Genomic DNA, 25,583 nt, shown 5'->3' with positions numbered 1-25,583 from the left:
AGACCGAGCCGTTGGCCGGCAGCCGGTCGGCGGGGAGGACCTGGCGCTTGCCCGGCACCTCCAGCGCGAGCTCGGACGGCTGCGGGGCGAACCCCTGCCAGTTGGTGCGGTGGAAGCCGCTGTCGGTCTCGTTGAGCTTCTCGACCTTCATCCTGACCACCCGCAGCCGTGACCCGGCCTCCGCGCGCACCGTGCCCTCGGCGGTGAACCAGATGTCCGGGTTCGCCCAGCCGGTGACGGAGGTGCTGAGCAGGTCGTCGCGCAGCTTGATGTCGGCGTTGCCGAGGCCGAGGTCGACGTTGTTGCGCTTGCCGTCGTCGGGCAGCACGGCCAGGAAGTCGCGCCCGGCGGTCATGTCCTGCTGCTTGGACGGGTCGATCTCCTTGCCGTCGGTGCGCACGAGCTTCCCGGAAGGCGTGCTCCGGTTGCCCTTCTCCGGCACCTGAGGCGACTGCACCTCGTAACGGACCTCGTCATCCGTCTTGGTGACTTCCTTGAGCGGCACGGGCACCCAGTCGGTGCCGGCACCGGTGCCGGGGACCTGGACCGGCCCGCACCACAGCCGCTTGTCGACCTCGGACTCTAGGCCCGTCTTCGCGAACCAGCAGCTGACCGCGGCAGCGCCCGCCCGTGCCACGTAGCCGTACTCCAGCGTGTAGGCGAGCTGCGCCTCGGCGTTCGCCTGCAGGTCAGAGGCCTCGGCGAGCTTCTTGCCGTCCACCGTGAGCTGCACCGCGGCCGGCTGGGCGGCGGGAGCTGTGGCACATCCGGTCACTGCCAGGAGGACCGTCAGACCCAGCACCGCACAACGCACAGTTCTCGCGCCCCTCACCAGTTGAAACCACAACGTCACTACTGGTTAAAGGCGGCGCTCACTCTTCGGGGTTGCCCCGGTAGAGTGTGACTCAAATCACACTGCGGTAGACCTCGACCGTCTGCTCTGCCATCGAGGACCAGGAGAACTCCTGCTCAGCCCGCGTGCGCCCGGCGGCTCCGAAACGCTTCGCGCGGGCGGGGTCTGTGACGAGTTCGTTGATCGATTCGGCGAGCTGCTGTCGATATGTCGACAAATCATTCTCGTCGTAGTGGACGAGAAGGCCCGTTTCGCCGTGCACGACGACCTCGGGAATGCCGCCGACGTCGCTCGCGACGACCGCCGTGCCGCACGCCATCGCCTCCAGGTTCACGATGCCCAGCGGTTCGTAGACCGACGGGCACGCGAACACCGTCGCGTGGCTCAGGATCTGCCGCACCTCGGCGGGCTGCAGCATCTTCTGGATCCAGAACACCCCCGGCCGCGCCTGGGAGAGCTCGCTGACCGCCTGCCGGGTCTCCTCGGCGATCTCCGGCGTGTCCGGCGCCCCGGCGCACAGCACGATCTGCGCCTCCGGGTCGATGTGGTGCGCGGCCGCGACGAGGTGGCCGACGCCCTTCTGCCGAGTGATCCTTCCCACGAACGCCACGATCGGCTTCGTGGGATCGATTCCACGGGACGTCAGGGCGTCCGTCTCCTCGACCGGGTGATACGCGACGCTGTCGATCCCGTTGCGGACGACGTGCACCTTCGCCGGGTCGAGCGAGGGGTAGGCGTCGAGCACGTCGATCCGCATGCCCTCGCTCACAGCGATGACCGCGTCGGCGTGTTCGTACGCCGTGCGCTCGGCCCAGGAGGAGATCCGGTACCCGCCGCCGAGCTGCTCGGCCTTCCACGGCCGGCGCGGTTCCAGCGAGTGCGCCGTCACCACGTGCGGGATCCCGTGCAGGAGTTTGCCCAGGTGACCGCCCATGTTGGCGTACCAGGTGTGCGAGTGCAGGAGGTTCGCCGCGGACACCGCGGCGGCCATCTCGAGATCGACCGCGAGGGTCGTCAGAGCCGCGTTCGCCTGCTCCAGGCTGTGCGGTGGGTTGTGGGCCGTGGCGTCCGATCGGGGTGCACCGAAGCAGTGCACGTCGACGTCCACGAGTTCGCGAAGATGGGGCACGAGGAAACCCACGTGCACACCAGCCCCACCGTAAACCTCCGGCGGATACTCCCGTGTCAACAGCGCAACTCGCACGCACTCACCGTAGATCACGGACGTCCCTGTTGGGACAAACCGGTTTGCGTCTGGTTCGAGAACGATCGCACGGATAGGGTCACATACCGTGAAGGGGCAGCCGCACGTTCTCGGAATTGTGCTTGCCGGTGGTGAAGGCAAGCGCCTGTGGCCACTGACGGCCGACCGCGCGAAACCGGCTGTGCCCTTCGGGGGCAACTACCGGCTGGTCGACTTCGTGCTGTCGAACCTGGTCAACGCGGGGCTCGCGAAGCTCTGCGTGCTGACGCAGTACAAGTCGCACTCACTGGACCGCCACATCTCGACGACGTGGCGCCTGTCCAATGTGCTCGGTCAGTACGTGACACCGGTACCGGCGCAGCAACGCCTGGGCCCGCGCTGGTACACGGGCTCGGCGGACGCGATCTTCCAGTCGCTGAACCTCGTCCACGACGAGAAGCCGGACCACGTCGTCATCTTCGGCGCGGACCACGTGTACCGGATGGACCCGGGCCAGATGATCTCGCAGCACGTCGAGTCGGGCGCGGCCGTGACCGTTGCCGGTATTCGGGTGCCGCGCAACGAGGCCAAGGCCTTCGGGTGCATCGACTCAGACGCGTCCGGGAAGATCACGCGCTTTCTGGAGAAGCCGTCCGAGCCGCCGCACGTGCCGGACGACCCGGATGTAACTTTCGCTTCAATGGGCAACTACGTGTTCACCACCGAGGCGCTGCTGGACGCGCTTCGCGGGGACGCGTTGAACCCCGACTCGGATCACGACATGGGTGGCGACATCATCCCCATGCTGGTGGACCGGGGGAAGGCGCACGTCTACGACTTCCAGGACAACGACGTGCCCGGTGCCACCGACCGGGATCGCGGGTACTGGCGGGACGTCGGGACGATCGACGCCTACTACGACGCGCACATGGATCTTGTTTCGGTCCATCCGATCTTCAACCTGTACAACCAGTTGTGGCCTATTCGGACGGCCACGCCGCCGTTGCCTCCGGCCAAGTTCATCGCTGGAGGGTCCGCTGAGGACTCGATGGTGGGGCCCGGGTCGATCATCTCCGGGAAGATCCACGGGTCGGTGATCTCTTCCGACGTGACCGTTGAGGTTGGGTCTGTTGTGCAGGGGTCGGTGCTGTTGCCCGGGGTTCGGATCGGCAAGGGTGCTGTGGTTCGGCGGGCTATTTTGGACAAGAACGTTGTTGTGCCCGACGGTGCTTTGATCGGTGTGGACGCGCCGATGGACCGTGAGCGCTACACGGTGTCGGCCAGCGGGGTCACGGTTCTTGGGAAGGGCGTCCGGGCTTACTGACCCCGACCGGTCAGGCGAACAGGTCGACGAAGCCGAGTACGCCGAAGGTGGTCAGCGTCAGGCCGAGCAGCGACAGAAGCGCGCCCCACAGGATGTTGTTCTCCTTGAAGGCACCCATGACGCTGAAGCAGAGCTCGAGTCCCCAGCGTGCCGACAGCGCGCCCGCCGTCAGCACGCTGGTGGAGGCCACCACCACATCGGTCCGTTCGGTGAACACCGTCTGCGCGCCCATCCCGCGCGTGACGGCGTAGCCGATCCCGGCCATGAGCGTGCCGGTCAGCGCCGCGATGCCCGCGATGGTGAGGATCCTCGTGATCAAAGATGGCCGCCTTGGTCGTCGATGGGGAACTGGGAGACGCGCTGCCGGACGTGGGCGATCCTGGTCGCCGGCCACTTCTCCCGGTGAGCGATGTGGATGAAGGTCTCCCGAACCGTGACGACCGAGCCCATCATCTCGCGGTACCGCGCGACGAGCGTCCGGTTGATCGTCCTGACCAGCAGGAGTTCCGACAGCAGGGCCAGCACGAGTGCCACGAGCAGCCCCAGCGGGTGAACAAAACCGGCGGCGAATGCGAGGACCTCGGCGCACCGGATCACCACGACGCCTGTCCTGGTCCTGCGGATGGCCACGAGTTCGGCCTCCGCCGCGGTCAGAGCGCGATCGACCTCGTCCATTCCCTGTACCTCCTAGAGGTTGAGGAAGCCCTGGAGGGTGCGGGTGAAGTGCTGGCCGAGCGGGCCCCGCTGCACGTCGTCGAGCTGCGGGTACTGCTTGGGAATGCCGGGGAGGAACTGGTGGGAGATGATCCGGGAGCTCATCGGCAGCACGGCTACCTGGATGTCGCGGACCGAGGTGAGGTCGCGCAGCAGCGTGCAGAACTCCGACTCCTTGTCCGGATCGTGCGGGATGTAGTGGTCGCGGGCCTCGGAGATGCGCTCCCAGTACAGGTCGGCCTTGCTCACCGCGACGATCAGCCACTTCAGCCGACTGGCGTTGCCGGTGTCGAAGAGCCTCGTGCAGAGGTCGCTGAACGCGTCGGTCTCCTTCTCGATGTGCCAGGCCCGCACGTCCTCCCTGCCGAAGGACGGGTCCTCGGCACGCAGGGTCCGATCGACCGCGCGTTCGCCGATGCTCTCCCAGATCCTGTTGTGTCCCCAGCACGTCACGTGGACGATGCCGTGTGGGGAGTTCGTGCCCTCGATCATCTCTTCGAGCTTGATCGTCCGTCCCTTGGAGTCCTGCCCCTGCAGAACGGCGAACTTCGCGGTCTTCCAGTCACCTCCCGACGCGAAGGTCGTGTGGTGCTCCTCGATGTCGGGGCTGCGCTTGCTGTCCGCGCTGCCGCTGCGCACCTCGCCCGTCAGCGCGCCGTAGAGGACGGACTTGCCGGTTCCCGGTGTGCCGGTGACGGCGACCGGCCGGACGGCGAGGCCGATTCCGCCCTGTTTGAGCCGGGCGTCATCGGTCGTGGGCAGAGCTGCTTCGACGGCGTTGCGGGCGCTTTCCCAGCCGGCCCTGACCGCGTTCCAGTCGTAGGTCATCAAGCTCTCAGGGTCTGCGAGCGGCGACCAGGAGGCCATCGCCCAGGGGCAGGATCACCGGCACGAGGCGGTCGTCCTCCCTCACCAGGCGGGCTATGTCCCGCATCGCCTGCGTCGACTCGTCGCGTTTGTTTGGATCCACAACACTACCGTGCCAAAGCACGTTGTCGAACGCGATTACCCCGCCCGGCCTAAGCATGCGTACGCCGTGTTGCAGGTACTGCGGGTACTCGGGCTTGAAGGCGTCCACGAACACGAGGTCGTACGCCGCGTCGGTCAGACGTGGGAGGACGTCCAGGGCCTTGCCCATGATCAGGCGGGTGCGCGACGGGGAGATGCCTGCCGCCGCGTAGGCCTCGCGGGCTGCTCGTTGGTGTTCGGAGGCCACGTCGATCGAGGTCAGGATGCCGGACTGGGGCATGCCCGCCAGGAGGTAGAGGCCGCTGGTGCCCGCGCCGGTGCCGATCTCGACGACCGCGCGGGCCTGGAGTGCGGTCGCCAGGAACCGCAGGGCGGCGCCTCCGCCCGCGCCGATGGGCACGCAGCCCAGTTCCTGGCCGCGTGCTCGTGCTGCCAGGTGTACGTCGTCCTCGGGGAGGTACTGCTCGACGTACTCCCGCAGGGCCGATTCCGGGGTCACGGGGTAGCAGGTTAGTGCTTCGAGTGCCCAAAACGGGTGAACGTGGCCCGAACCGAGATTCTCAGGGTGCTCTCAGCCCACTCTCACGATCGTTTAAAGGGAGCAGGAGAAGGTACAGAGGCAAGAAGCCAGGCTCTAGTCGGGAACAAGCCGGACCCGTCGCCCGTTGAGCCGCATAAGGGTCGCCGGGCGGCCCACATGGAGGTGCCGAAACACCTGATGCGCACGCAGTCGAGTTCTCCGGAGGCCGTCGCGCCCATCGAGACGGCCGACTGGACGCCGCCCTCGTGGGACGCGATCGTCCGTGAGCACGCGGACAGGGTCTACCGGCTCGCGTACCGCTTGACCGGCAACCAGCACGACGCCGAGGACCTGACGCAGGAGACGTTCATCCGCGTCTTCCGGTCGCTGGCGTCGTACAAGCCGGGCACCTTCGAGGGGTGGCTGCACCGCATCACCACCAACCTCTTCCTCGACATGGCACGCCGGCGCAGCCGCGTGCGCATGGAGGCGCTGCCCGAGGACAACGACCGCCTCGAGGGTGACGACCTGTCCCCTGAGGAAATCTATGACGAGAACCACCTGGACCCCGACCTGCAGGCCGCGCTGGACGAGCTCCCGCCGGAGTTCCGCGCCGCGGTCGTGCTCTGCGACGTGGAGGGCCTTTCCTACGAGGAGATCGGCGCCACGCTCGGGGTGAAGATGGGTACGGTGAGGAGCAGGATCCACCGGGGCCGCCAGGCTCTGCGGGTCGCGCTCGAACGCCGTCGTCAAGAATCGTTGCTGGAGGACTCTGCATGACCGACCTCCGTGGTTGGGGCCTGCCTGAGCAGCATCTCTTGCCGGATGCCGTGGTCGCGTTCGTGGACGGAGAACTGTCCTCGACCGCCCACGAGCGAGCCTCCGCGCACATCCAGCGCTGCGGCTTCTGCGCGTTCGAGACCTTCACGCAGCAGCAGGCGCGCTCCGCCGTGCGCACCGCTTCGGCGCCCACGGCGTCCGCCTCGCTGCTCGACAGGCTCGGCGCGATCCCGCAAGAGGTCGATCTGCCGTCCGCTCCGGACGGGCTCGCGATCACCGAGGACGGTCAGTTCGTCGCCGTGCAGAGGACGGACAAGCCCGCGTTCGGCTCAGGGCCGGTGCTGGGTTCGTCGAGACCTCTGGGCAGCAACGGCTGGTTCAGCGGCCGTCGTGCCCGTCAGGGTGCCGGGGTCGTCGTGAGCGGCATGTTGCTGAGCGCGCTCGCGTTCACCACGCCGGAGAGCGAAGCGCCCGCCACGACGCCAGTGCCGCAGAACGCCGGCGCGATCTTCGCGACCACCCCCTGACAGTCATTTCACTGTTCGTGAGGCACGCTGTAGTTCAGCACTCCTAGCGGAAAACTCGGGGAGAGATGAGCCAGCAGTCGCCCAACGGCCAGACGTCCACACCCGTTTCCGGAGTGGACGACGGAGCCCATCGCCGGCTCCGGCCACGGCCACTGGTGCAGCCGCCGGTCGACCCCGCGTCCGCCACCGCCTTCGGCCGCCCGGACGGTGTCGCCGGGGCGTTCGCCGCGCGCGACGTGCCCGTGTCCCAGCTCCAGTCCGCGCCGCCGCCTCCCGAGTCCCTCGTCACGGCGTTCGGCCGGCAGGGCTCCCAGGAACTGTTGCAGCGGCCGCCGCAGCCCGTGTCCGACCCGGATCCGGACATCGATCCGGTGTTCTGGGGCGACAAGCCCGCCGGCGACCCGTGGCGCGACCCGGCCTCCGGTGCCGTGATCGGCCCGCCCGCCGTCGGTGAGGACCCGCCGGGTGAACCCGAGCGCAGGCAGGAGCCCGGCCCGCAGCTGAGCGTTCCCGAACTGCTGTTCGGCCGTCGCGTGAAGCCGACGGCTCTCGCGTTGCTGCTCACGGTCGCGCTCGTGCTCGGCGCCGTCGGAGGTCTCGTCGGCTGGCTGATCGGCCGGGCAGGGAACCCCCTGACCGACTCGACCGTCACGCTGGCCGAGATCACCGAGGGCAAGGAACGCCCCGCCGGCTCGATCTCGGAGATCGCCAAGCGCGTGACGCCCAGCGTCGTCTCGATCGAGTTCAAGGGCGCGAACGTCGCGGGTGTCGGCTCCGGCGTCATCATCGAGGCCGGCGGCTACATCCTGACCAACGACCACGTCGTCGCCCCGGCCGCCCAGGACTCCTCGGCCAAGCTCAGCGCCGTCTTCACCGACGGCACCCGCGCCGCGGCCCGCGTCGTCGGCCGCGACCCGAAGACCGACCTCGCGGTCATCAAGGTCGAGGTCACCAACCCGACAGTCCTGCAGTTCGGCAACTCCGACGACCTCCAGGTCGGCGACAGCGTGATCGCCATCGGTTCGCCGCTGCAGCTGTCCAACACCGTCACCGAGGGCATCGTCTCCGCGCTGCACCGCCCGGTGACCGCCGCGGGCGAGAACGGCGGCCCGCAGGTCACCTACGACGCGATCCAGACCGACGCCGCCATCAACCCTGGCAACTCGGGTGGCGCGCTGGTCGACTCGCGCGGCGCCCTGATCGGCATCAACTCGTCGATCCGCACCGAGACCGGCGGTTCGGTCGGCCTCGGCTTCGCGATCTCCGGCAAGCAGGCCCGCAAGATCAGTCAGGAACTGATCCGCAACGGCCAGGTCAAGCACGCGGACATGAACCTCAACGTGAAGTCCGTGTCCGCGGAGACCTCTGAAGGCGCGCAGGTGCAGAACGTCCCCGCGGGTGGTGCCGCGGCCGCCGCGGGCATCCAGGAGGGCGACGTCATCACCAAGCTCGGCGACCGCATGGTCCGCAACGCCGCCGAACTGGTCGTCGCGGTCAGGGAGCACGAAATCGGCGAAACCGTGCAGGTAGTCCTGGCACGCCAGGGCCGAGAGCTCAAACTAGACGTCACATTGAAGAGCGACTGAGAAGTAGGCTGAGACCTGTGTTCGACAGCATCGGATGGGTAGAGATCCTCATCATCGTCGTCGCGGGTCTCTTCATCCTGGGGCCCGAACGCCTGCCATCGGCCGCGGCCTGGCTGGGCAAGACGGTGAGGCAGGTCCGCGAGTACGCGACCGGCGCGCGGGAGCAGCTCAAGCAGGAGATGGGGCCGGAGTTCGAGTCGCTCCGCAAGCCCCTCGAGGACCTGCGGGAGCTGCGCAACTTCGACCCGAAGCGCGCGGTGACCAAGCACCTCTTCGACGACCCCGAACCGACCAAGTCCAACGGCTACCCGACGCCGTCGACCCCGCCCGCGGCCGAACAGCGTCCGCTCGCACCGGGCGAGCGTCCGCCGTACGACCCGGACGCGACCTGACGTTCTGCTAGCGGCCGGCGGGGGAGACGTTCAGCAGGCGCCCCGCCAGTCCGCGCGAACGAACCGACAGCTTCGTGGCGATCCCCGTCAGCACCTGGGCGGCGGCCGAGTCCGGCACCGCCTGCACGATCGGCGTGCCGGAGTCGCCGTTCTCCCGCAGGCGCGGGTCGAGCGGCACCTGGCCGAGCAGCGGCACGTCGGACCCGATGGCCTTGGTCAGCGACTCCGCGACAGCCGCGCCGCCACCGGTGCCGAAGATCTCCATGCGCGAACCGTCGGGCATCTCCAGCCACGACATGTTCTCGATGACACCCGCGAGCCGCTGACGGGTCTGCAGCGCGATCGACCCGGCGCGCTCGGCCACCTCGGCGGCGGCCTGCTGCGGGGTGGTGACGACCAGGATCTCGGCGTTCGGCACGAGCTGGGCGACGGAGATCGCGATGTCGCCGGTGCCGGGCGGCAGGTCGATCAGCAGCACGTCCAGGTCGCCCCAGAACACGTCCGCGAGGAACTGCTGCAGGGCCCTGTGCAACATCGGCCCGCGCCACACGACCGGCGTGTTGCCCGGCGTGAACATGCCGATCGAGATGACCTTCACGCCGTGCGCCTGCGGCGGCATGATCATCTTCTCGACCTGCGTGGGCTTGCCGTCCGCGCCGAGCATGCGGGGGATCGAGTGGCCGTAGATGTCCGCGTCGACGATGCCGACCGACAGGCCGCGAGCGGCCATCGACACGGCGAGGTTCACGGTCACGGACGACTTGCCGACGCCGCCCTTGCCTGACGCGACGCAGTACACGCGCGTCAGCGAGCCCGGCTGGGCGAACGGGATGACCGGATCCTCGGTGCCGCCGCGCAGCGTCTTGCGGAGCTCGGTGCGCTGGGCGTCGCTCATCACGTCCAGGTCGACGCGCACGGACGAGACGCCGTCCAGGGCCGTGACGGCCGCGGTGACGTCTTTGGTGATCTTGTCCCGCATCGGGCAGCCCGCGACGGTGAGGAAGATGCCGACCACCACGACGCCGTCCGCGCCGACCTCGACGTCCTTGACCATGCCGATCTCGGTGATCGGGCGGCGGATCTCGGGGTCCTGCACACCGGAGAGCGCCTTGCGGACGTCCTCGACGGTGGGGAGTGGCTGTGTGGTGGTCACCTGCCCCATGCTACGTCCGGTTCGTACCCCTCCTACCGGCCGGTCACATCTGGGCACAGGCCCAGGTCGTAGCCAGGAGCGCGCTGTCCGTAACATCGACGCCCGTGCCGGAATCGGGTAGTTCCCGATTGCCCACCCGTGTCGAGCTAGGGGTGTGGCGATCGTTCCTCCGCGCGCATGCACGGATCACGAGGGTCCTCGAGGCCGAACTGATTGCTGAGCAGCGCCTATCGCTCGCGGCGTACGACGTGCTGGTTCAACTGGCCGAGACGCCTTCCATGCGCATGCGCATGACCGAACTGGCCGATGCCGTCCTGCTGTCCCGATCTGGCGTGACCCGCCTGGTGGACCGTTTGGAACGTGCCGGTCTTGTCGGGCGGGAACGCGCCGACGGTGACGGACGCGGCATCGTGGCCGTGCTCACACCGCTGGGCGCTGAACGCCTGCGCAGTGCTTCCACAACCCACCTCGCCGGCGTCGCCGAGCACTTCGGGGAGAGCTTCGGCCCCGGTGAGCTCGAGGCCTTCGGCCGCACGTGCGATCGCCTGGCCGCGGACGACGTCTTTCCGTGATCACGGTGGTGGGACTGGTGCACGTCGAGGCTGGCCGCCTCCTCGTTGTTCGCTCACGCAACAAGAAGGCCTTCTACCTTCCCGGCGGCAAGATCGAGCCAGGTGAGAGCCCTGTCGACGCGGTGCGCAGGGAGGTCCGCGAAGAGCTCGGCATCGAACTCGACCGGCCCGAGGTCCTCAAGCGGTACGTCGCCCCTGCCTACGGCGAGGGCGAAGGCGCGATCGTCGACATGACCTGCTTCACGGCTTCGTTGCTGGGCACCCCGCGGCCGACGAGCGAGATCGCCGAACTGACGTACGTGACGCGCGACGAGTACCGCGAGCACGCCGAGACAGCGCCCGCGATCCACGAGGTCCTGGCGGACCTGGTCGCGAGTGGACAGATCAGCGGGTGACCTGGCTCAAGGCCGGACCTTCTTGAGGTTGTTCTGCTCCTTCATCAGCTTCTCCAGCTCACCGCGGATGAAGTCGCGCGTCGCCACCTCGCCCAGCGCCAGCCGCACCGCGGCCAGTTCCCGTGCCAGGTACTCGGTGTCCGCCTTGGTCTGCGCCGCCCGCGACCGGTCCTCCTCCAGCGACACCCGATCCCGGTCGTCCTGCCGGTTCTGCGCGAGCAGGATCAACGGCGCGGCGTAGGCGGCCTGCGTCGAGAACGCCAGGTTCAGCAGGATGAACGGGTACGGGTCCCACCTCAGCGACACCGCGACGAGGTTCACCACGATCCAGGCGAGCACGATCAGCGTCTGCCAGAACAGGAACTTCCCGGTGCCGAGGAACCGCGCGAGCCGTTCGGAGAGCTGACCGAAGGTGTCGGGGTCGATCGAGAAGCGGAAACCTCGCGGCTCCCGTGGGAGATCGAGTCTGCGCCGAGGCAGCAGTTCAGGCATGGCTCAGTCCCGTCTCGCGCCAGTTCGCCGGCAGCAGGTGGTCCAGCACGTCGTCCACGGTGACGGCGCCGAGCAGGTGCTCGGCCTCGTCGAGCACCGGGGCGCACACCAGGTTGTAGGTCGCGAAGTAGCGCGTCACGTCGCTCAGCGAGGCGTTCGGTGGCAGGCGGGCCAGGTCCGTGTCGAGCACGCCGGCGACGAGGTCGAACGGCGGTTCGCGCAGCAGCCGTTGGATGTGCACGCAGCCGAGGTAGCGGCCGGTCGGCGTCGCGGAGGGGGAGCGGCAGACGAAGACCATCGACGCCAGCGCGGGCGTGAGGTCGGGATTTCGCACTCGTGCCAACGCTTCCGCGATCGTCGCGTCCGGCGTGAGGATGATCGGCTCCGGGGTCATGAGGCCACCGGCGGTGTCGAACGAGTACTCCAGCAGACGCCGGACCGGAGCGGACTCCTCCGGTTCCATCAGTTCCAGCAGCCGGTCCTTCATGCCTTCGGCGAGCTCGCTGAGCAGGTCCGCCGCGTCGTCCGGGTTCATCGCCTCCAGGACGTCCGCCGCGCGTTCCTCGTCCAGGTGGGACAGAACGTCCTTCTGGTCCTCTTCGGACAGTTCCTCGATGACGTCCGCGAGCCGTTCGTCGTCCAGCGCGTCGGCCACCTCGTAGCGGCGTTTGGGCGGCAGCTCGTGCAGGGAGTTCGCGACGTCGGCCGCGCGCATGCCCTCGAAGACCGCCACCAGCTGGTGCGCGCTCTGCGGCTGGCCCGCGATCTCGTTGACGCTCAGGCCGGAGACGTCCTCCCAGTGCCACACCTGCACCGGGCCCTTGAGGCTGAACCGGCCGGTCCGCTCCCGGCCGGCGACGCGGACCATGCGCCAGTCGCGGGTGCGGGTCACCTCCATCGCGGCGTCCACGACGACCGCCGTGCCGCCGTCCCCGACCTGGATCTTGGCGTCGAGCAGCTCGCCGATCACCAGCACCTCGTTGACCCGCTGGTGGAACGGCCGCAGGTTCACCGACCCGGTCGCGAGCGTCACGGCGTTCGGCTCGATCGAGGTGACCCGCAGCATCGGCACGAAGATCCGCCGGCGCGTCACGAGTTCGACGACCATGCCGAGCACGCGCGGTGGCATCCGGTCGATGCGGAGGCTGATCACGACGTCACGGGCCTTGCCGATGGGTTCGCCGTCGGGGCCGAACACGGGAAGTCCGGCCAGCTGGGCGATGTAGATCCGGTTCACAGCCACCACAACGCCAAGGCTAGATCAGGAACCTGCCGCCCACCCGGCGATCTCGGCGCAGATCACGGCCTGTTCCTCGTCGTCTTCGTCCAGGCACCACATCCAGTTCGTGACGGCCCGGTACAGCGTCCAGTCCCGCGCCTTCTCCACGTCGAGCTCACCCGCGTCGCACAGCGCGAGAAAGCGGTCGGTGAGTCCCCTTCTCCCGTCCATCTCGGCGAACCTGTTCCACAGCAACGGCAGGACGCCGCGCTCCAGATCACCGGCCAGCGGCTTCGGGTCGATCATCAGCCACGGTTCGCGGTGGCCGCGCAGCACGTTCTCGTAGTGCAGGTCCGCGTTGACCAGAGTGGTGCCCATCGGCCGGGTGGCCACCTCACGTGCGGCGTCCAGCAGTTTTCGCGGCACCGCGGGGTGATCGGGGACCTCGCTCGAGAACCGGTGGATCTCGGCCGGCGCCTCGAACCGCCGATGGCGGCGCAGCATCGAGCCGATCACGTCGACCGCGGTCTCGATCGGTTCGTCGAGCAGCGAGTGCGTGTGGTCCAGGCGTTCCAGGAGCAGTGCGCCGAGTTCCGCGTCGTGGTCCAGCAGCAGCACGGCGCCGTCGCCGTCGTAGGTCCTGAGCGCGAGCGGTTCGTGCTCGGTCTCGGTGTCGACCCAGGTCAGTTTGAGCACGGCCGGATGCCCGTCGGCCTGGCGCACCGGCAGCACGACCGCGCAGAACCCGTTCATCAGCGCGCCGTCCGGGGTCAGCCGCCACCGCGCGCAGGCTTTCGTGGCCAGCCTCGGCAGCGTCGCCACCCATTCCGGCGCGCCCTCGCCGAGACCTTCGCCGAAGCCCTCCGGGACGGTGATCATGCGCTGAACTCCAGCCGGTACACCGATTCCCACTCCGGTCTGGTGTTGAGCCGCGCGGTCTTCAACGCCAGCGCCGTCTCGTCGTCCGGCTCGGTCAGATGCGCGACGGCGGACGCGTCGATGAGGTGCGAGTGCGTGCTGGGGGAGCGGACGGTGACGGTGACCTCTGCTCCATCGGCCAGCCCGGGCACCTTGGGTTCTGTGCCGCCGGAGAGGACCCACAGCGCGTCGGCACGCCAGTGCGCGTGCACGAGACGGGGTTCGTGACCGGGTGAGGTGATCCAGACGGCCGCCGCCTTGCGCAGCGCCGCGTCGAGCACTCGAGTGATCTCCACCGGTTCAGCCTGCCAGGCTTTGTGAAACGGGACTCAGGGAATATGCGCCCGGAGATGATGCGTGCCACTGTGGCGCTCATAGTTACCGGCCGGTACAAGGAGGTACTCCAGTGGTCGACCAGCAGCGTCCCCGTCGCTCGTGTCTGGCGGTCCCCGGCTCGAGCCAGAAGATGATCGACAAGGCGCGCACGCTGCCGGCGGACCAGGTGTTCCTGGACCTGGAGGACGCCTGCGCCCCGCTGGCCAAGCCCGACGCCCGCAAGACCATCGTCGCGTCGCTGAACGAGGGCGGATGGGGCGACAAGGCCCGCGTCGTGCGCGTCAACGACTGGACGACGGAGTGGACCTACCGCGACGTCACCGAGGTCGTCGAGGGCGCGGGAGCGAACCTCGACTGCATCATGCTGCCGAAGGTCCAGACGCCCGAGCAGGTCGTCGCGCTCGACTTCCTGATCACCCAGATCGAGAAGACGATGGGCTACGAGGTCGGCAAGATCGGCATCGAGGCGCAGATCGAGAACGCGCTGGGCCTGAACAACGTCAACGCGATCGCCACCGCGTCCCCGCGCGTCGAGACGATCATCTTCGGCCCGGCGGACTTCATGGCGTCGATCAACATGAAGTCGCTGGTCGTCGGCGAGCAGCCGCCCGGCTACGACGTTGGTGACGCCTACCACTACATCCTGATGCGGATCCTGATGGCCGCGCGGGCCCACGACAAGCAGGCCATCGACGGCCCCTACCTGCAGATTCGCGACGTCGACGGCTACAAGCGCGTCGCCGGCCGGTCCGCGGCGCTGGGCTTCGACGGCAAGTGGGTGCTGCACCCCGGCCAGATCGACGCGGCCAACGAGGTCTTCAGCCCGAAGCAGGACGACTACGACCACGCCGAGAACATCCTCGACGCGTACGAGTTCTACACGTCCGAGGCGGGCGGCCGGCGCGGCGCGGTCATGCTCGGCGACGAGATGATCGACGAGGCGTCGCGCAAGATGGCGCTGGTGATCTCCGGCAAGGGCCGTGCCGCGGGCATGGCGCGCGCGAACGTGTGGACGCCGCCGGAGGACTGATTCCGTTACGGATTGTGCTCCACTTCACCCTGAATGTCACTGGACGTGTTCGACCGTCACAGGTTGCATTCGAAACGGGTGAAGTGGAGCACAATCAGTCACCGAAGTTTGCGGTCCGCCCCCGGCATGGGGGCATGCTCTGGGGCATGTCACGTTCGAGTAACGGCAAGACGAGCAGACGGTTGCGGCTCTTCAAGCGTCGCGAGGACGACCTGCTCGAGCGCAGCTTCCGCGGCTGCCCCGGATGCGCTTCCGACGTCCACGTGTTCGCCGACGTCTGCCGCCACTGCGGTGGCGCCCTGGAGATCGCCCTCGCGGGCTGAGTTCTCCGCTAGTAGGTGTTGCCGTTCGCGGCCGCGATGATCGCGATGATGATGAACGCGAAGTAGAGCAACCATCCACCGATGACGAAGTAGCCGACGATCAGGCCGGCCATGGCCATGCCGTGCCCTTCCTCCTCGCCCCGCTTGATCTTCCCCATCGCGATGTGGCCGAAGATGACGCCGACGATCGCCGTGATTCCGCACGTCACGAAACCCACGCACGACAGAACCAGCGACAGGATCGCGTTCTGCTGCGGCTTCGGCATGGGCGGCGGGTAGCCGTAGCCGTAGGGCTGCTGCTGGCCGTACGGGCCGGGCTGGCCGTAAGGCGGCTGCTGCTGTCCGTACGGATCTCCTGGCTGCTTCGGGTTGTACGGGTCGTAGGTCATCGAGGGTCCCCCTAGAAGTGTTGACGCGGGATCTTAAGGTCCTGCCTTTCAGTTCGTCGCGTGTGGGTGTGCGATTACACCTGTCAGGGATGCTGTTTCGGTACAGCTGGTGCCGCCGTTGTTGCGGAGAGCACACCCCGGTCGCAAACGAGCGTTAACCGGTCCATACTCGCCGGTAACCAAAGCCTTGGAAGGGAAGTGCGATGGCGCGCCTCGCCCAGACCGCGGGTCTCACGGACATCCAGGAAGAAATCCTCGCGACCGTTCGCACGTTCGTGGACAAGGAGATCATCCCGCACGCCCAGACGCTGGAACACGGCGACACGTACCCCGCCGACATCGTCGAGGGCATGAAGGAGATGGGTCTCTTCGGCCTGACGATCCCGGAGGAGTACGGCGGCCTGGGCGAGTCCCTGCTGACGTACGCGCTGGTGGTCGAGCAGATCGCGCGGGGCTGGATGAGCGTCTCCGGCGTCATCAACACCCACTTCATCGTGGCGCACATGCTCAAGCAGCACGGGACGCCCGAGCAGAAGCAGAAGTACCTGCCGCGCATGGCCACCGGCGAGGTGCGCGGCTCGTTCTCCATGTCCGAGCCCGAACTCGGCTCCGACGTCGCGGCGATCCGCACACGGGCCGTGCGCGGCGATTCCGGCTACACCATCAACGGCCAGAAGATGTGGCTGACCAACGGTGGCACGTCCAACCTCACCGCCGTGCTGGTGAAGACCGACGAGGGCGCCGAGAAGCCGCACCAGAACCTCACGACGTTCCTGGTCGAGAAGCCCGAGGGCTACGGCGAGGTCCTGCCGGGCCTCACGATCCCCGGCAAGATCGACAAGATGGGCTACAAGGGCGTCGACACCACCGAGATGGTGTTCGACGGCTTCGAGATCGCCGCGGACCAGGTGCTCGGCGGCGTCACGGGCCAGGGCTTCCGGCACATGATGGACGGCGTCGAGGTCGGCCGCGTGAACGTGGCCGCCCGCGCGTGCGGCATCTCGATCCGCGCCTTCGAACTCGCGATCGAGTACTCGCAGCAACGCAAGACGTTCGGCAAGGCCATCGTCGAGCACCAGGCCATCGCCTTCAAGCTCGCCGAGATGGCGACAAAGGTCGAGGCCGCGCACCTGATGATGGTCAACGCCGCGCGTCTGAAGGACTCGGGCCAGCGCAACGACGTCGAGGCCGGCATGGCGAAGCTCATCGCCTCCGAATACTGCGCCGAGGTGACGCAGGAGTCGTTCCGCATCCACGGCGGCTACGGCTATTCCAAGGAATACGAGATCGAGCGCCTGATGCGCGAGGCCCCGTTCCTGCTGATCGGCGAGGGCACGTCGGAAATCCAGAAGACGATCATCTCGCGCGGCCTGCTGCGCGACTACCAGTCCCGCGGTTAGACGAACTTGCCCGTTCCCCCGTTAGGGGCCAATCTTTCACGGGATTGGTCCCTAACGGTTTTTGCCCGCGGGCCATAAGGTTCGCTCACTTTGAGCACAGATCTGACACTTCCGAGACCTGTGTCGCCGCCACACGTGGTCCGTCTGGAGCTGGACACGTTCTCCGGCGTCGACCGTCCCGCGCTGGCCAAGTGGTTCGGCGACCTGTTCACCGGCCTGCTCGCACCGCTCTGCCCGGCCTCGGTCGAGGAGCTCGTGGCCGTGGCGCGCGACTACCACCCTTCCGACACAACGCCCTGGGGGCCGCCGGGGTATGCCCGCCTCCTGCTCTCTTCGGGTGACTTCACCCTCCGGTCGTGGGCAGCCGCACTCGACGACCTGCCGTCGTTCCTGCGCGTGCAACTCGTCCAGCTCGACTCCCAGGGCCTGCCCCTGGTCGACGGCGGCTGGTCCGCGGAGATCCTGCTGAAGGACGACCCCGCGTTCCCGCACCAGATCACCGTCACGGCCGCGCGTTCGCTGTTCGGTGGCTGGATTTCCCATGTGGTGCAACAGGAATGGCTGTCGGCGTTCCGCTCGGGCGCCACGCTCGCGCAGGCCTGCGGCGGCTGGATCACGCTGGACCGCGTCGGCGTGCGGACCGCGCACGAGGTCGCCGTCGGCGTGGGCCTCGACGAATCCCTTTTCATGGCAGCGGAGTTGTCGCGCGGCCCGCACTGGGCGACGTTGCTGGGACCACGTCAGGTCGCCGCTTTGGGTGGTGTGCAAGAAGTCTGCACCACCGCGCCGGTCGTCTCCGCCGACCACCTGGGCGGCGGCCGCATCCTCCTGCAGCTGACGGACCACCTCGACGAGGTGCCGCCCGACGTGGTGCGCAAGCTGACCGAGTTCCTCAGCCCGGTGCTGCACTGACCCGGCGAGATGCGCTGTCGTTTGGGACCCTCTCCTCCGTGAGGCCATCACCGAAAACCGACGTGCTCATCGCCGTGGACACCGCATTGCGCCCCACGGGCTTCGTCCGCCGCGGCCACGTCTGGCTCCAGGACCGCGGCGACGGCGTCGCCGGCTGGCTGGGCTTCGGCGTCACGGGCTCGCTCGACCTGACCCCGCTCGCCGGCGTCTGCTTCCAGCGCTACGACGAGGTCTGCCGCGCCCTCGGCGTCGGAATCCCGGCCACACCCTTCATCTCCGCGCCGCTGGGCCACCTGATGCCCGACAAGCCCGTCTGGAAGTGGACCTTCGACCCACGCGGCGACCACGCACCCGTCGCCGCGTCGCTGGTGGCCGCGTTCCTCAAGCACGGCAAGCCGTACATCGACAAGCACGCGAAGTGGGACGCGCTGGCGAAGGAACTCGTCGCGAAGCCCGAGTCGTTGCTCGACTTCGAACGGGCGCGCAAGCTCGCGATCATCCACGCGCTCAACGGGAACGCCGGTGCGGCCGGTGAGGTGCTGAAGAAGGAGCGGGAACGGGTGGCGGACAGCCGGGACGCCTATGCGCGTTCGTACCGCGCCTTCGCCCACCGGTTCGAAATCGCATTCCCTGGTTGATCGAACGTGTGTTCGACTACTGGGCGGCCGTATTGAGGCAAACGTTGAAGTGAATGTCCCAAATGTCGGAACTCTCACTTCGGTCACACGTGGTGGTCATCACTCGTTCGGACTATAGGTAACCGGGCTTTCGTCAGTCAGGCTTCACGCCGACATAACTAGTTCGCGTGTCGTCGGGGGACATGCGCGAGCCTGGGGGCCCACTTTGTTGCACCGCCGCCGCGCGGCGAGTCAGTCATGCCTGCGCACGTCCAGAAACGTCTCCGCAGCCCTGCTGTCACTCGCCCTGGCCGCCACCGTCGTGGCCGTAGTCGCCGACACGCCGCAGACAGCGGCGCCGCAGCCCGTCACCGAGGCACCTGACACCGCGACGGCTCTCAACGCCGCCCGCGCGCAGGGCATCGAGGTCGAAGCGGTCAACATGCGCACCGAGACGCGCGAGGTGTTCGCGCAGCCCAGCGGGCACCTCAAGGCCGCGGTCTCCGCGCTGCCCCAACGCGTTCAGCGCGACGGCAAGTGGGTGTCGATCGACCCGGAACTGACCCCGACCGACAAGGGACTCGAGACCAAGGCGACCAGCGTCGGCATGACGTTCTCCCGTGGCGGCACCGAACCGCTGGTCCGGCTGGGCAAGGGCGGCAAGGAGTTCACCCTGACCTGGCCCGGCGTGCTGCCGGCCCCGGCGGTGGACGGCCCGGTCGCGACCTACCGCGAGGTCTTCGAGGGCGTCGACCTGAAGATGACCGCGAAGAACGGCGGCTACGAGCAGTTGCTCGTCGTCAAGGACAAGACGGCGGCCGAGCACGTCACCGCCGTGAAGCTCGGGATGCAGACCACAGGGCTGACCGTCCGCCCTGGCGCAGAGGGTGCGTTCGACCTGGTCGACGCGGCTGGCGAGGTCGTGTTCGCGGTGCCGCAGTCGCTGATGTGGGACTCGAAGCAGCGTGCGGAGACCGAGGCGCCGCGCACCGATCAGGTACCGATCGGCGTCGAGTTCGCGGCGGACTCGCTCACGCTGCTGCCGGACCAGAAGCTGCTGACCGACCCCGCGACCGTGTACCCGGTGTACGTCGACCCGGCGCCCGCCGAGAAGTCCAACGTCGGCTGGACGACCGTGTACGACGACGGCTCCAACCCGATGAGGGAGAAGCCGCACTGGAACGGCGCTGACTCCCAGGCGGAGACGTACTCGTGGGTGCGGGTCGACCCGACCGCGAGGTCCGGCCGCGCCTACCTGACGTCACCGAAGCTGGTCACGCGGTCGTACTTCCAGTTCGACACGAGCTTCCTCAACGGCAAGAGCGTCTCCTCCGCCCGCATGGACGCGACCGTCGTGCACTCTCCGACCTGCAACGCCTGGCACCAGCACGATCTGCACGTGGCCAACGGGGACATCGGGCCCGGCACGAACTGGAACAACCAGCCGGGCGACATCGGCGTCCTCACCAGCGCGAGCGTGCCCTCCGTGAACGGCAACTGCTCGGAACACAAGGCCTTCTCCTTCAGCAAGGACACCTTCCACCACTGGCTCGACACGACCGGCAACTCCACGTACTGGATCGGGTCGTCGGACGACGAGAACGCCTGGCGCAAGTTCGATCCCAGCAAGTCGAAGCTGGTCGTCTACTACAACGGCCGTGCGGACACCCCGCGGGACCCCGCGACCGTGGAGAACCTCCAGGCGTGCGGCCACTGCGGCGGCATGCCGTGGTACGGCGGATCGACGATCACGTTGAAGGCCAACGTGTCCGATTCGGACGGTGACCAGGTCAAGGCCACCTGGGACGTCTACGACGAGAACCCGGACGTCGCCAACACCCAGAACAAGAGGGTCTTCTGGAGCAACGCCTGGTTGCCCTCCTGGTCCAACACCTCGCAGGACGTGTCGCTGACCGGGGTCGCCGACGGCCGTCTGGTCACGTGGTTCGTGGCGGCCGATGACGGCGCGTGGAGATCGGACTACGTGCTGGGGCCCAAGCAGTTCCGGATCGACCGCACGAATCCGGTCAACAAGCCGGACGTCAGCAGCGTCGGCTACCCGGAGGACAACCGCTGGCACGGCGGCACCACGGTGCCGGGCAAGTTCACCTTCACCGCCAAGGACGCCGACACCGACAGGTTCGCCTACGGCTGGGACGACGACACGACCCCGCTGTCGGCGCAGGCCGACGCGCTCGGTGGCAGTACGACGGTCACGCTGACCATGCCCGGTGACGGCCCGCGCGACCTCTTCGTGCGCTCGGTCGACCGCGCGGGCAACGCCGGCCCGGCACGCGTCTACCACATCTACGTCCGTGCGGGCACCGGCGCGATCGCCCAGTACGCCATGGACGGCAACGTCAACGACACCGCGTATCTGGGTGACCGGCACGGCACGACGCACGGCGAGACGGGCTTCACCACCGGCGCGGTGGGTTCCGCGCTCGCCCTCGACGGCATGGGTGGCCACGCCACCGCCCCGAACGCCGTGCGCACCGACTCGAGCTTCAGCGTCTCGGCATGGGTGCGCCTCGACGGCGGACTCGACCAGTACTGGCGTGCGGTCGTGAGCCAGGACGGCAACTCGGTGTGCGCCTTCTGCCTGCAGTACCAGGCGGACAACAGGCGCTGGGTGTTCGTGATGCCACAGCAGGACTCCGCGAACCCGACCACCTGGGGCGTCGTGAAGTCGCTGGAGGAACCCACGCCGGGTGCGTGGACCCACCTCACCGGTGTGTTCGACGCGGACACCAAGGACGTCAAGCTGTACGTCAACGGGGTGCTGCAGGGCACCGGCAAGGCCACCACTCCGTGGCACGCGGCCGGTGAGCTGCGCATCGGCCAGGCCAAGGCGCAGGGCACCTTCCACCACAGCATGTTCGGTGCCATCGACGAGGTGCGCGTGTACGACCGCGCGCTGACCGACGCCGAGGTGACCGGCGAAGTGCGGCGCGACAACGTCCAGGTCGGACACTGGCGGTTCGAGGACGCTCCGGGCACCACCGCGCGCAACGCCGTCACCAACGGGGCGAACGCCGCGCTTTCCGGCGGGGTGTCGTTCTTCGAACAGCGTCCACAGCCGAAGAACAACGCGGTGCGCTTCGACGGCACCGGGCAGGCTCGCACCACGGGCGCCGTCGTGCGCACGGACAAGAGCTTCACGGTGTCGGCATCCGTCACGCTTTCGGACACCACCGGCCCGATGACCGTGCTGTCGCAGGACGGTCCGAGCTCCAGCGGGTTCGTGCTGCAGCAGAAGGACGGTCGCTGGCTCTTCGGGATGACCGAGGGCAACGGCAGCACGGCGTGGAACGTGCTCGCGCAGAGCGCGCCGGGCAGCGCGGTGAAGAACGTGCCGACGCATCTGGCCGCTGTCTTCGACACCGGCACGAAGAAGGCGACCCTGTACCTGGACGGTGGCGAGGCCGCGGTGAGCGCCGTTGCCACCAAGCCGTTCTGGGACGCGGGCGGTCCGTTCGTGATGGGCACCGACCAGCAGGGCGCCTTCCTGAAGGGCGATCTGGACGACGTCCGCGTGCACAGCAGGGCGCTGGCGGCCGACGAGATCCGCGACATCGTCAAGCTGGACGCCGACCCGGTCCGGCAGTGGCGCCTCGACGGCGACGCCGTCGACGCGTCCGGCAACAACGGCACCCTGACGCTCGGCGACCCGGTCGACTGGGTGAGCGGCCAGAACGAGAACTCCGACCCGAAGGACCTCGGCGTCCGCCTGACAGGTGTCCCGGGGTCGTCACTGCGTGCCGGGCACGCGGTGGACACGTCGCGCAACTTCTCCGTCAGCGCGTGGGCGCGACTGGACAGTGTCGTCAGCGACCGCTACCCGGCCGTGCTGTCCCAGGACGGCAACACGGTCAGCGCCTTCCAGTTGCAGGCCACGCCGGACGGGCACTGGTCGTTCGCGATGTTCGGCAAGGACGAGACGAACGGCGGCGGCCGCCAGACGCGGGCGATCGGCGCGGTGGCCCAGCAGGGTGTGTGGACCCACCTGGTGGGCACCTACGACGCGGCTCGCGACCGGATGACGTTGTACGTCAACGGCATCGAGGCAGCCTCCGCCACTCATCCGGACGCCTGGGACCGGCCGGACGGCCAGTTCCGCATCGGCCGTGCGCAGTGGAACGGTGCCGACGTGGACCTCTTCCCCGGTGCGATCGACGACGTGGAGGTCCACAACCGCGCGCTGTTCGCGGACGAGATCCGCGCGAAGTCGGGCCGTGACCTCAACCTCCTGCACAAGTGGCAGTTCGACGAGGGCGTCGGCGCCACCGCCGGCGACGCGGTCGGGGGCAAGGCGGGCACGCTCACCAACGCCACCTACGCACCCGGCCGTCTCGGCAACGCGGTGAGCTTCAACGGCGCCGGCGAGGTGTCGACGGGCGCGGTACCCCGCACGGACCAGAGCTTCACGGTGTCGGCGTGGGTGTACCTGCCGGAGGAATGTTCCGCCGCCAAGTGCAAGAAGGTGGCGGTCAGCCAGGACGCGAACCAGAACAGCAAGTTCCGCCTCGGGTACCTCCAGGACAGGAACAACCCCGCCAACTGGATCTTCGAGATGCCCGAGGACGACCTCGGCAACACGGTGATCACGAAGGCCGCCGTGTCGGTCGAGCGTTCCGACTTCAAGAAGTGGGTGCACCTGGTCGGCGTCTACGACCGAGCGGCCAAGCAGTTGTTGCTCTACGTCAACGGCAACCGGATGGGTGAGGGCGCGCTCAACAACGCCTGGACCGCGTCGGGTGGGGTGCAGATCGGCCGGTCGAAGCTGGCGGGCGTTCCGGCCGAGGCCGAACGCTGGACCGGATCCGTCGACGACGTCCGGATGTACACCGGTGCGACCAACCTCGACGGCGTGTTCAAGCTGTACAAGTCGTATCCAGCGCAGGACCAGCCGGCCGCCACGCTGCCGGTCGCGGACGCCGGGCACTGGAAACTGGACGAGAAGACCGGCACGACCGCGGCGGACAGCAGCGGCCGTGGCAACGCGCTCACCCTGAGCTCCGGATCCACCTGGGGCGGGGGTCGCAACGCCGGCAGCGCCTGGTTCAACGGGTCGAGCGGCGCGGGGGAGACCGCGGGGCCGGTCATCGACACCTCGCGCAGCTACACCGTCAGCGCGTGGGCCTACCCGGAGACCGGCATCACCGGCAACCGGTCGATCGTGGCGCAGGACGGCGCGCAGGACAGCGCCTTCGTCCTGTCCTACAACGGCGACTCGGGCCGATGGGCTGTGGTCCAGCCGCACGCGGACGTGAACGGCGGCACCGCCACGGTGCTCGTCTCGTCCGAGACCGCGAAGATCGGCCGGTGGACCCATCTTGCGGTGGCCTACGACGCCGAGGCGAAGCAGCTTCGCCTGTACGTCAACGGTGTGCAGTCCGCGGTCAAGGTCGGCGCGGTCGGCTGGAACGCCACGGGTCCGTTCACCGTCGGGCGCAGCAAGTGGGACGGCGTCAAGGGCAGCTGGTGGAACAAGGGCGTCGACGACGTCCGCGTCTACACCAAGGCGTTGACGCAGGGCGAGATCAACCTGGTGCACAACGACGTCATGCTGAACGACGCCGGTCTCTGGAAGTTCGACGCGAGCAACGGCGATGACACCACCTGGCGCGCCAACACGTTGACGACGACGGGCGGGGTCACCTTCGGCCGCGGGGTGTTCGGGACCTCGATGAAGTTCGACGGCACCGGTTCCGCGACGGCGAAGGCCTACGGCGTCAACCCGCGTGACAGCTTCACCGTCCAGGCGTGGGCGCGGCTGGAGCGGGACGACAGGACCTCCACCGTGCTCGGCCAGGACGGCACCGAGGTCAGCGGCTTCGTCCTGCAGTACCGGCAGGAGTCCAAGCGGTGGGCGTTCTCCGCACCCGTGCAGGACTCGACCGAGGCGCCGCTGGCGAAGGCGCTGTCCGCGGAGCCTGCCGTGCTGGGGCGTTGGACGCACCTCGCCGGCGTGTACGACCACGGCGCCGGACTGCTGAAGCTCTACGTCGACGGAAAGCTCGTCGGCACCACGTCCGGCCGCATGTGGCTCGCCGACGGCCCGATGTCCGTCGGCAGGAGCAAGTCGGACGGCAAGGACGCCGAGCAGTTCGTCGGACTGGTCGACGAGGTCCGCGTCGAGCTGGGCATGGCGCCCGACGCGACGCTGCTCGAACGGGCGTCCCGTCCGTTGTCGCCCGCGGGCCAGCTCGGCCGGTTCATCAGCACCGCCGGTGTGGGCGAGCACTACACGGGCCTCACCGGCGTGGCACCGCTGCCGAACTACCGCTATGAGGGCGTGATGGGTCAGCCGCCGTCGTTGACCGAGGCGAACACGCAACCGCTGTACTCGTGCAAGTCGGGCAACGACCACTTCAGCTCGACCGCCGCGGACTGCGAAGGCGCGACGCTGATCGGTGAGACCGGCGCGGTCTACTCCGTGAAGCCCGTCAACATCCCGGCCGTCGAACTCAACCTGTGCGTCGTCAACGCCGACAGGTTCACGGCCACGGCAGAGGACTGCGAAGGCCAGACCAAGGTGAAGCGCCTGGGCTGGCTGCGTGGCTACGCACCGCTGTCCCGGTACATCAGCACGTCCTTCCCGTGGGATCACTGGAGCACCACGCACGGCGTGGCTCCCGGTTACCGCCATGAAGGCGTCCTCGGTGTCCTCGGGCTGGCAAGCGCACCCGGCACCGCTGTTCTCTGGCTGTGCCGCGAAGGCGCCGACACGTTCAGCTCGCGGGACTCGGCGTGCGGAGGCAAGGAACGCCTCGGAGGCATCGGCTACGTCTGGACCTCACCGCCGGAGGGCGTGGAGTCCAAGCCGCTGATGCGCTGCCGTGCCGGTGCGACCGGCAACCGGTTCGACTCGGTCAGCAGCACCTGTGAGGGGCAGCTGGTCGAGGAGCAACTCGGTCACGTGCTCGTGACCACGCCCACCACCGTCGCCACGTTCTGACCTCTGGGGGAGACGAAC

24 protein-coding genes are annotated in these 25,583 nt (G+C 68.3%); 13 read left to right on the top strand and 11 right to left on the bottom strand.

Annotated elements, in window-relative coordinates; genetic code table 11:
• Positions 1-905: 905 nt before the first annotated feature.
• Positions 906-2,057, bottom strand: coding sequence for a glycogen synthase (gene glgA / locus ACH413_RS22555; RefSeq protein WP_360037698.1), 1,152 nt, complete (start codon positions 2,055-2,057; stop codon positions 906-908).
• Positions 2,058-2,145: 88 nt separating this feature from the next.
• On the opposite strand from glgA, the gene glgC reads away from it, so the two are divergent.
• Entirely contained in the window at positions 2,146-3,360 is a 1,215-nt protein-coding gene (gene glgC, locus ACH413_RS22550; protein WP_360037695.1) for a glucose-1-phosphate adenylyltransferase, read from the top strand.
• Between the two features lie 10 nt (positions 3,361-3,370).
• Here glgC and ACH413_RS22545 read toward each other — a convergent pair whose 3' ends face one another.
• Genes ACH413_RS22545 through ACH413_RS22530 form a run of 4 tightly spaced genes read right to left on the bottom strand, consistent with a single transcriptional unit; the run spans position 3,371 to position 5,542 of the window.
• Positions 3,371-3,679: a hypothetical protein gene (locus tag ACH413_RS22545; protein WP_360037692.1), complete on the bottom strand. Its 309-nt coding sequence runs from the start codon at positions 3,677-3,679 to the stop codon at positions 3,371-3,373.
• Positions 3,676-4,035 carry a hypothetical protein gene (locus ACH413_RS22540; RefSeq protein WP_360037689.1) on the bottom strand — a complete coding sequence of 120 codons (360 nt, stop codon included), beginning with the start codon at positions 4,033-4,035 and terminating at the stop codon, positions 3,676-3,678. The genes ACH413_RS22545 and ACH413_RS22540 overlap by 4 nt, the downstream gene beginning before the upstream one ends.
• A 12-nt stretch (positions 4,036-4,047) precedes the next feature.
• Positions 4,048-4,902, bottom strand: a complete 855-nt coding sequence (locus ACH413_RS22535) for a hypothetical protein (RefSeq protein WP_360037686.1) — start codon at positions 4,900-4,902, stop codon at positions 4,048-4,050.
• A 7-nt stretch (positions 4,903-4,909) separates the two neighbouring features.
• Positions 4,910-5,542, bottom strand: a complete 633-nt coding sequence (locus ACH413_RS22530; RefSeq protein ID WP_360037683.1) for an O-methyltransferase — start codon at positions 5,540-5,542, stop codon at positions 4,910-4,912.
• Positions 5,543-5,761: 219 nt separating this feature from the next.
• Between ACH413_RS22530 and sigE the strand changes: the two genes are divergently transcribed.
• The 4 genes from sigE to tatB all read left to right on the top strand — a co-directional run bounded on the left by sigE (position 5,762) and on the right by tatB (position 8,848).
• Positions 5,762-6,343, top strand: coding sequence for an RNA polymerase sigma factor SigE (gene sigE / locus ACH413_RS22525; protein ID WP_169746025.1), 582 nt, complete (start codon positions 5,762-5,764; stop codon positions 6,341-6,343).
• A complete protein-coding gene (locus ACH413_RS22520; protein WP_360037680.1) occupies positions 6,340-6,870 on the top strand; it encodes a zf-HC2 domain-containing protein in 531 nt (176 codons plus the stop codon). The genes sigE and ACH413_RS22520 overlap by 4 nt, the downstream gene beginning before the upstream one ends.
• Before the next feature lie 65 nt (positions 6,871-6,935).
• Positions 6,936-8,456, top strand: a complete 1,521-nt coding sequence (locus tag ACH413_RS22515; protein ID WP_360037677.1) for a trypsin-like peptidase domain-containing protein — start codon at positions 6,936-6,938, stop codon at positions 8,454-8,456.
• Between the two features lie 17 nt (positions 8,457-8,473).
• Complete coding sequence (gene tatB / locus ACH413_RS22510) at positions 8,474-8,848, top strand: Sec-independent protein translocase protein TatB (protein WP_330270937.1); 375 nt, start codon at positions 8,474-8,476, stop codon at positions 8,846-8,848.
• Positions 8,849-8,855: 7 nt separating this feature from the next.
• Here the strand turns inward: tatB and ACH413_RS22505 are convergent, their stop codons facing one another.
• Positions 8,856-10,001, bottom strand: a complete 1,146-nt coding sequence (locus ACH413_RS22505) for a P-loop NTPase (RefSeq protein WP_360037674.1) — start codon at positions 9,999-10,001, stop codon at positions 8,856-8,858.
• A gap of 104 nt (positions 10,002-10,105) precedes the next feature.
• On the opposite strand from ACH413_RS22505, the gene ACH413_RS22500 reads away from it, so the two are divergent.
• Together ACH413_RS22500 and ACH413_RS22495 are read left to right on the top strand one after the other, a co-directional pair.
• The gene (locus ACH413_RS22500; protein WP_035913526.1) at positions 10,106-10,573 is read left to right on the top strand and encodes a MarR family winged helix-turn-helix transcriptional regulator; all 468 of its coding nucleotides are present in this window, start codon (positions 10,106-10,108) and stop codon (positions 10,571-10,573) included.
• Complete coding sequence (locus ACH413_RS22495) at positions 10,570-10,968, top strand: NUDIX domain-containing protein (RefSeq protein ID WP_360037671.1); 399 nt, start codon at positions 10,570-10,572, stop codon at positions 10,966-10,968. The genes ACH413_RS22500 and ACH413_RS22495 overlap by 4 nt, the downstream gene beginning before the upstream one ends.
• Before the next feature lie 6 nt (positions 10,969-10,974).
• Here the strand turns inward: ACH413_RS22495 and ACH413_RS22490 are convergent, their stop codons facing one another.
• From ACH413_RS22490 to ACH413_RS22475, 4 genes are read right to left on the bottom strand one after another with little or no spacing between them, the layout of a single operon-like run.
• Positions 10,975-11,460, bottom strand: coding sequence for a DUF1003 domain-containing protein (locus tag ACH413_RS22490; protein ID WP_319980200.1), 486 nt, complete (start codon positions 11,458-11,460; stop codon positions 10,975-10,977).
• Positions 11,453-12,706, bottom strand: a complete 1,254-nt coding sequence (locus ACH413_RS22485; protein ID WP_360037667.1) for a magnesium transporter MgtE N-terminal domain-containing protein — start codon at positions 12,704-12,706, stop codon at positions 11,453-11,455. Before ACH413_RS22485 ends, ACH413_RS22490 begins: the two co-directional genes overlap by 8 nt.
• Positions 12,707-12,721: 15 nt before the next feature.
• Positions 12,722-13,558, bottom strand: coding sequence for an aminoglycoside phosphotransferase family protein (locus ACH413_RS22480; RefSeq protein WP_360037664.1), 837 nt, complete (start codon positions 13,556-13,558; stop codon positions 12,722-12,724).
• On the bottom strand, positions 13,555-13,893 hold the full coding sequence (locus ACH413_RS22475; RefSeq protein WP_360037661.1) for a hypothetical protein: 339 nt from the start codon (positions 13,891-13,893) through the stop codon (positions 13,555-13,557). The genes ACH413_RS22480 and ACH413_RS22475 overlap by 4 nt, the downstream gene beginning before the upstream one ends.
• A 110-nt stretch (positions 13,894-14,003) precedes the next feature.
• On the opposite strand from ACH413_RS22475, the gene ACH413_RS22470 reads away from it, so the two are divergent.
• Together ACH413_RS22470 and ACH413_RS22465 are read left to right on the top strand one after the other, a co-directional pair.
• A complete protein-coding gene (locus tag ACH413_RS22470; protein ID WP_360037658.1) occupies positions 14,004-14,963 on the top strand; it encodes a CoA ester lyase in 960 nt (319 codons plus the stop codon).
• 146 nt (positions 14,964-15,109) lie between these two features.
• Positions 15,110-15,286: a hypothetical protein gene (locus ACH413_RS22465; protein WP_360037655.1), complete on the top strand. Its 177-nt coding sequence runs from the start codon at positions 15,110-15,112 to the stop codon at positions 15,284-15,286.
• Positions 15,287-15,294: 8 nt separating this feature from the next.
• Here the strand turns inward: ACH413_RS22465 and ACH413_RS22460 are convergent, their stop codons facing one another.
• Positions 15,295-15,675 carry a DUF4190 domain-containing protein gene (locus tag ACH413_RS22460; RefSeq protein WP_360037652.1) on the bottom strand — a complete coding sequence of 127 codons (381 nt, stop codon included), beginning with the start codon at positions 15,673-15,675 and terminating at the stop codon, positions 15,295-15,297.
• 203 nt (positions 15,676-15,878) lie between these two features.
• Here ACH413_RS22460 and ACH413_RS22455 point away from each other — a divergent pair, with 203 nt between their 5' ends.
• The 4 genes from ACH413_RS22455 (at position 15,879) to ACH413_RS22440 (ending at position 25,565) form a co-directional block, all read left to right on the top strand.
• Positions 15,879-17,075: an acyl-CoA dehydrogenase family protein gene (locus ACH413_RS22455; RefSeq protein ID WP_319980193.1), complete on the top strand. Its 1,197-nt coding sequence runs from the start codon at positions 15,879-15,881 to the stop codon at positions 17,073-17,075.
• A gap of 120 nt (positions 17,076-17,195) precedes the next feature.
• The gene (locus tag ACH413_RS22450; RefSeq protein ID WP_360037649.1) at positions 17,196-17,987 is read left to right on the top strand and encodes a hypothetical protein; all 792 of its coding nucleotides are present in this window, start codon (positions 17,196-17,198) and stop codon (positions 17,985-17,987) included.
• Between the two features lie 38 nt (positions 17,988-18,025).
• On the top strand, positions 18,026-18,625 hold the full coding sequence (locus ACH413_RS22445) for a hypothetical protein (protein ID WP_360037646.1): 600 nt from the start codon (positions 18,026-18,028) through the stop codon (positions 18,623-18,625).
• Positions 18,626-18,830: 205 nt separating this feature from the next.
• Complete coding sequence (locus ACH413_RS22440) at positions 18,831-25,565, top strand: LamG domain-containing protein (RefSeq protein WP_360037643.1); 6,735 nt, start codon at positions 18,831-18,833, stop codon at positions 25,563-25,565.
• Positions 25,566-25,583 lie beyond the last annotated feature (18 nt).

The sequence above is a fragment of the Lentzea sp. NPDC020367 genome, assembly GCF_044387305.1.
GTDB lineage: Bacteria > Actinomycetota > Actinomycetes > Mycobacteriales > Pseudonocardiaceae > Lentzea.
This window is presented reverse-complemented; position numbering and strand designations above follow the sequence as displayed.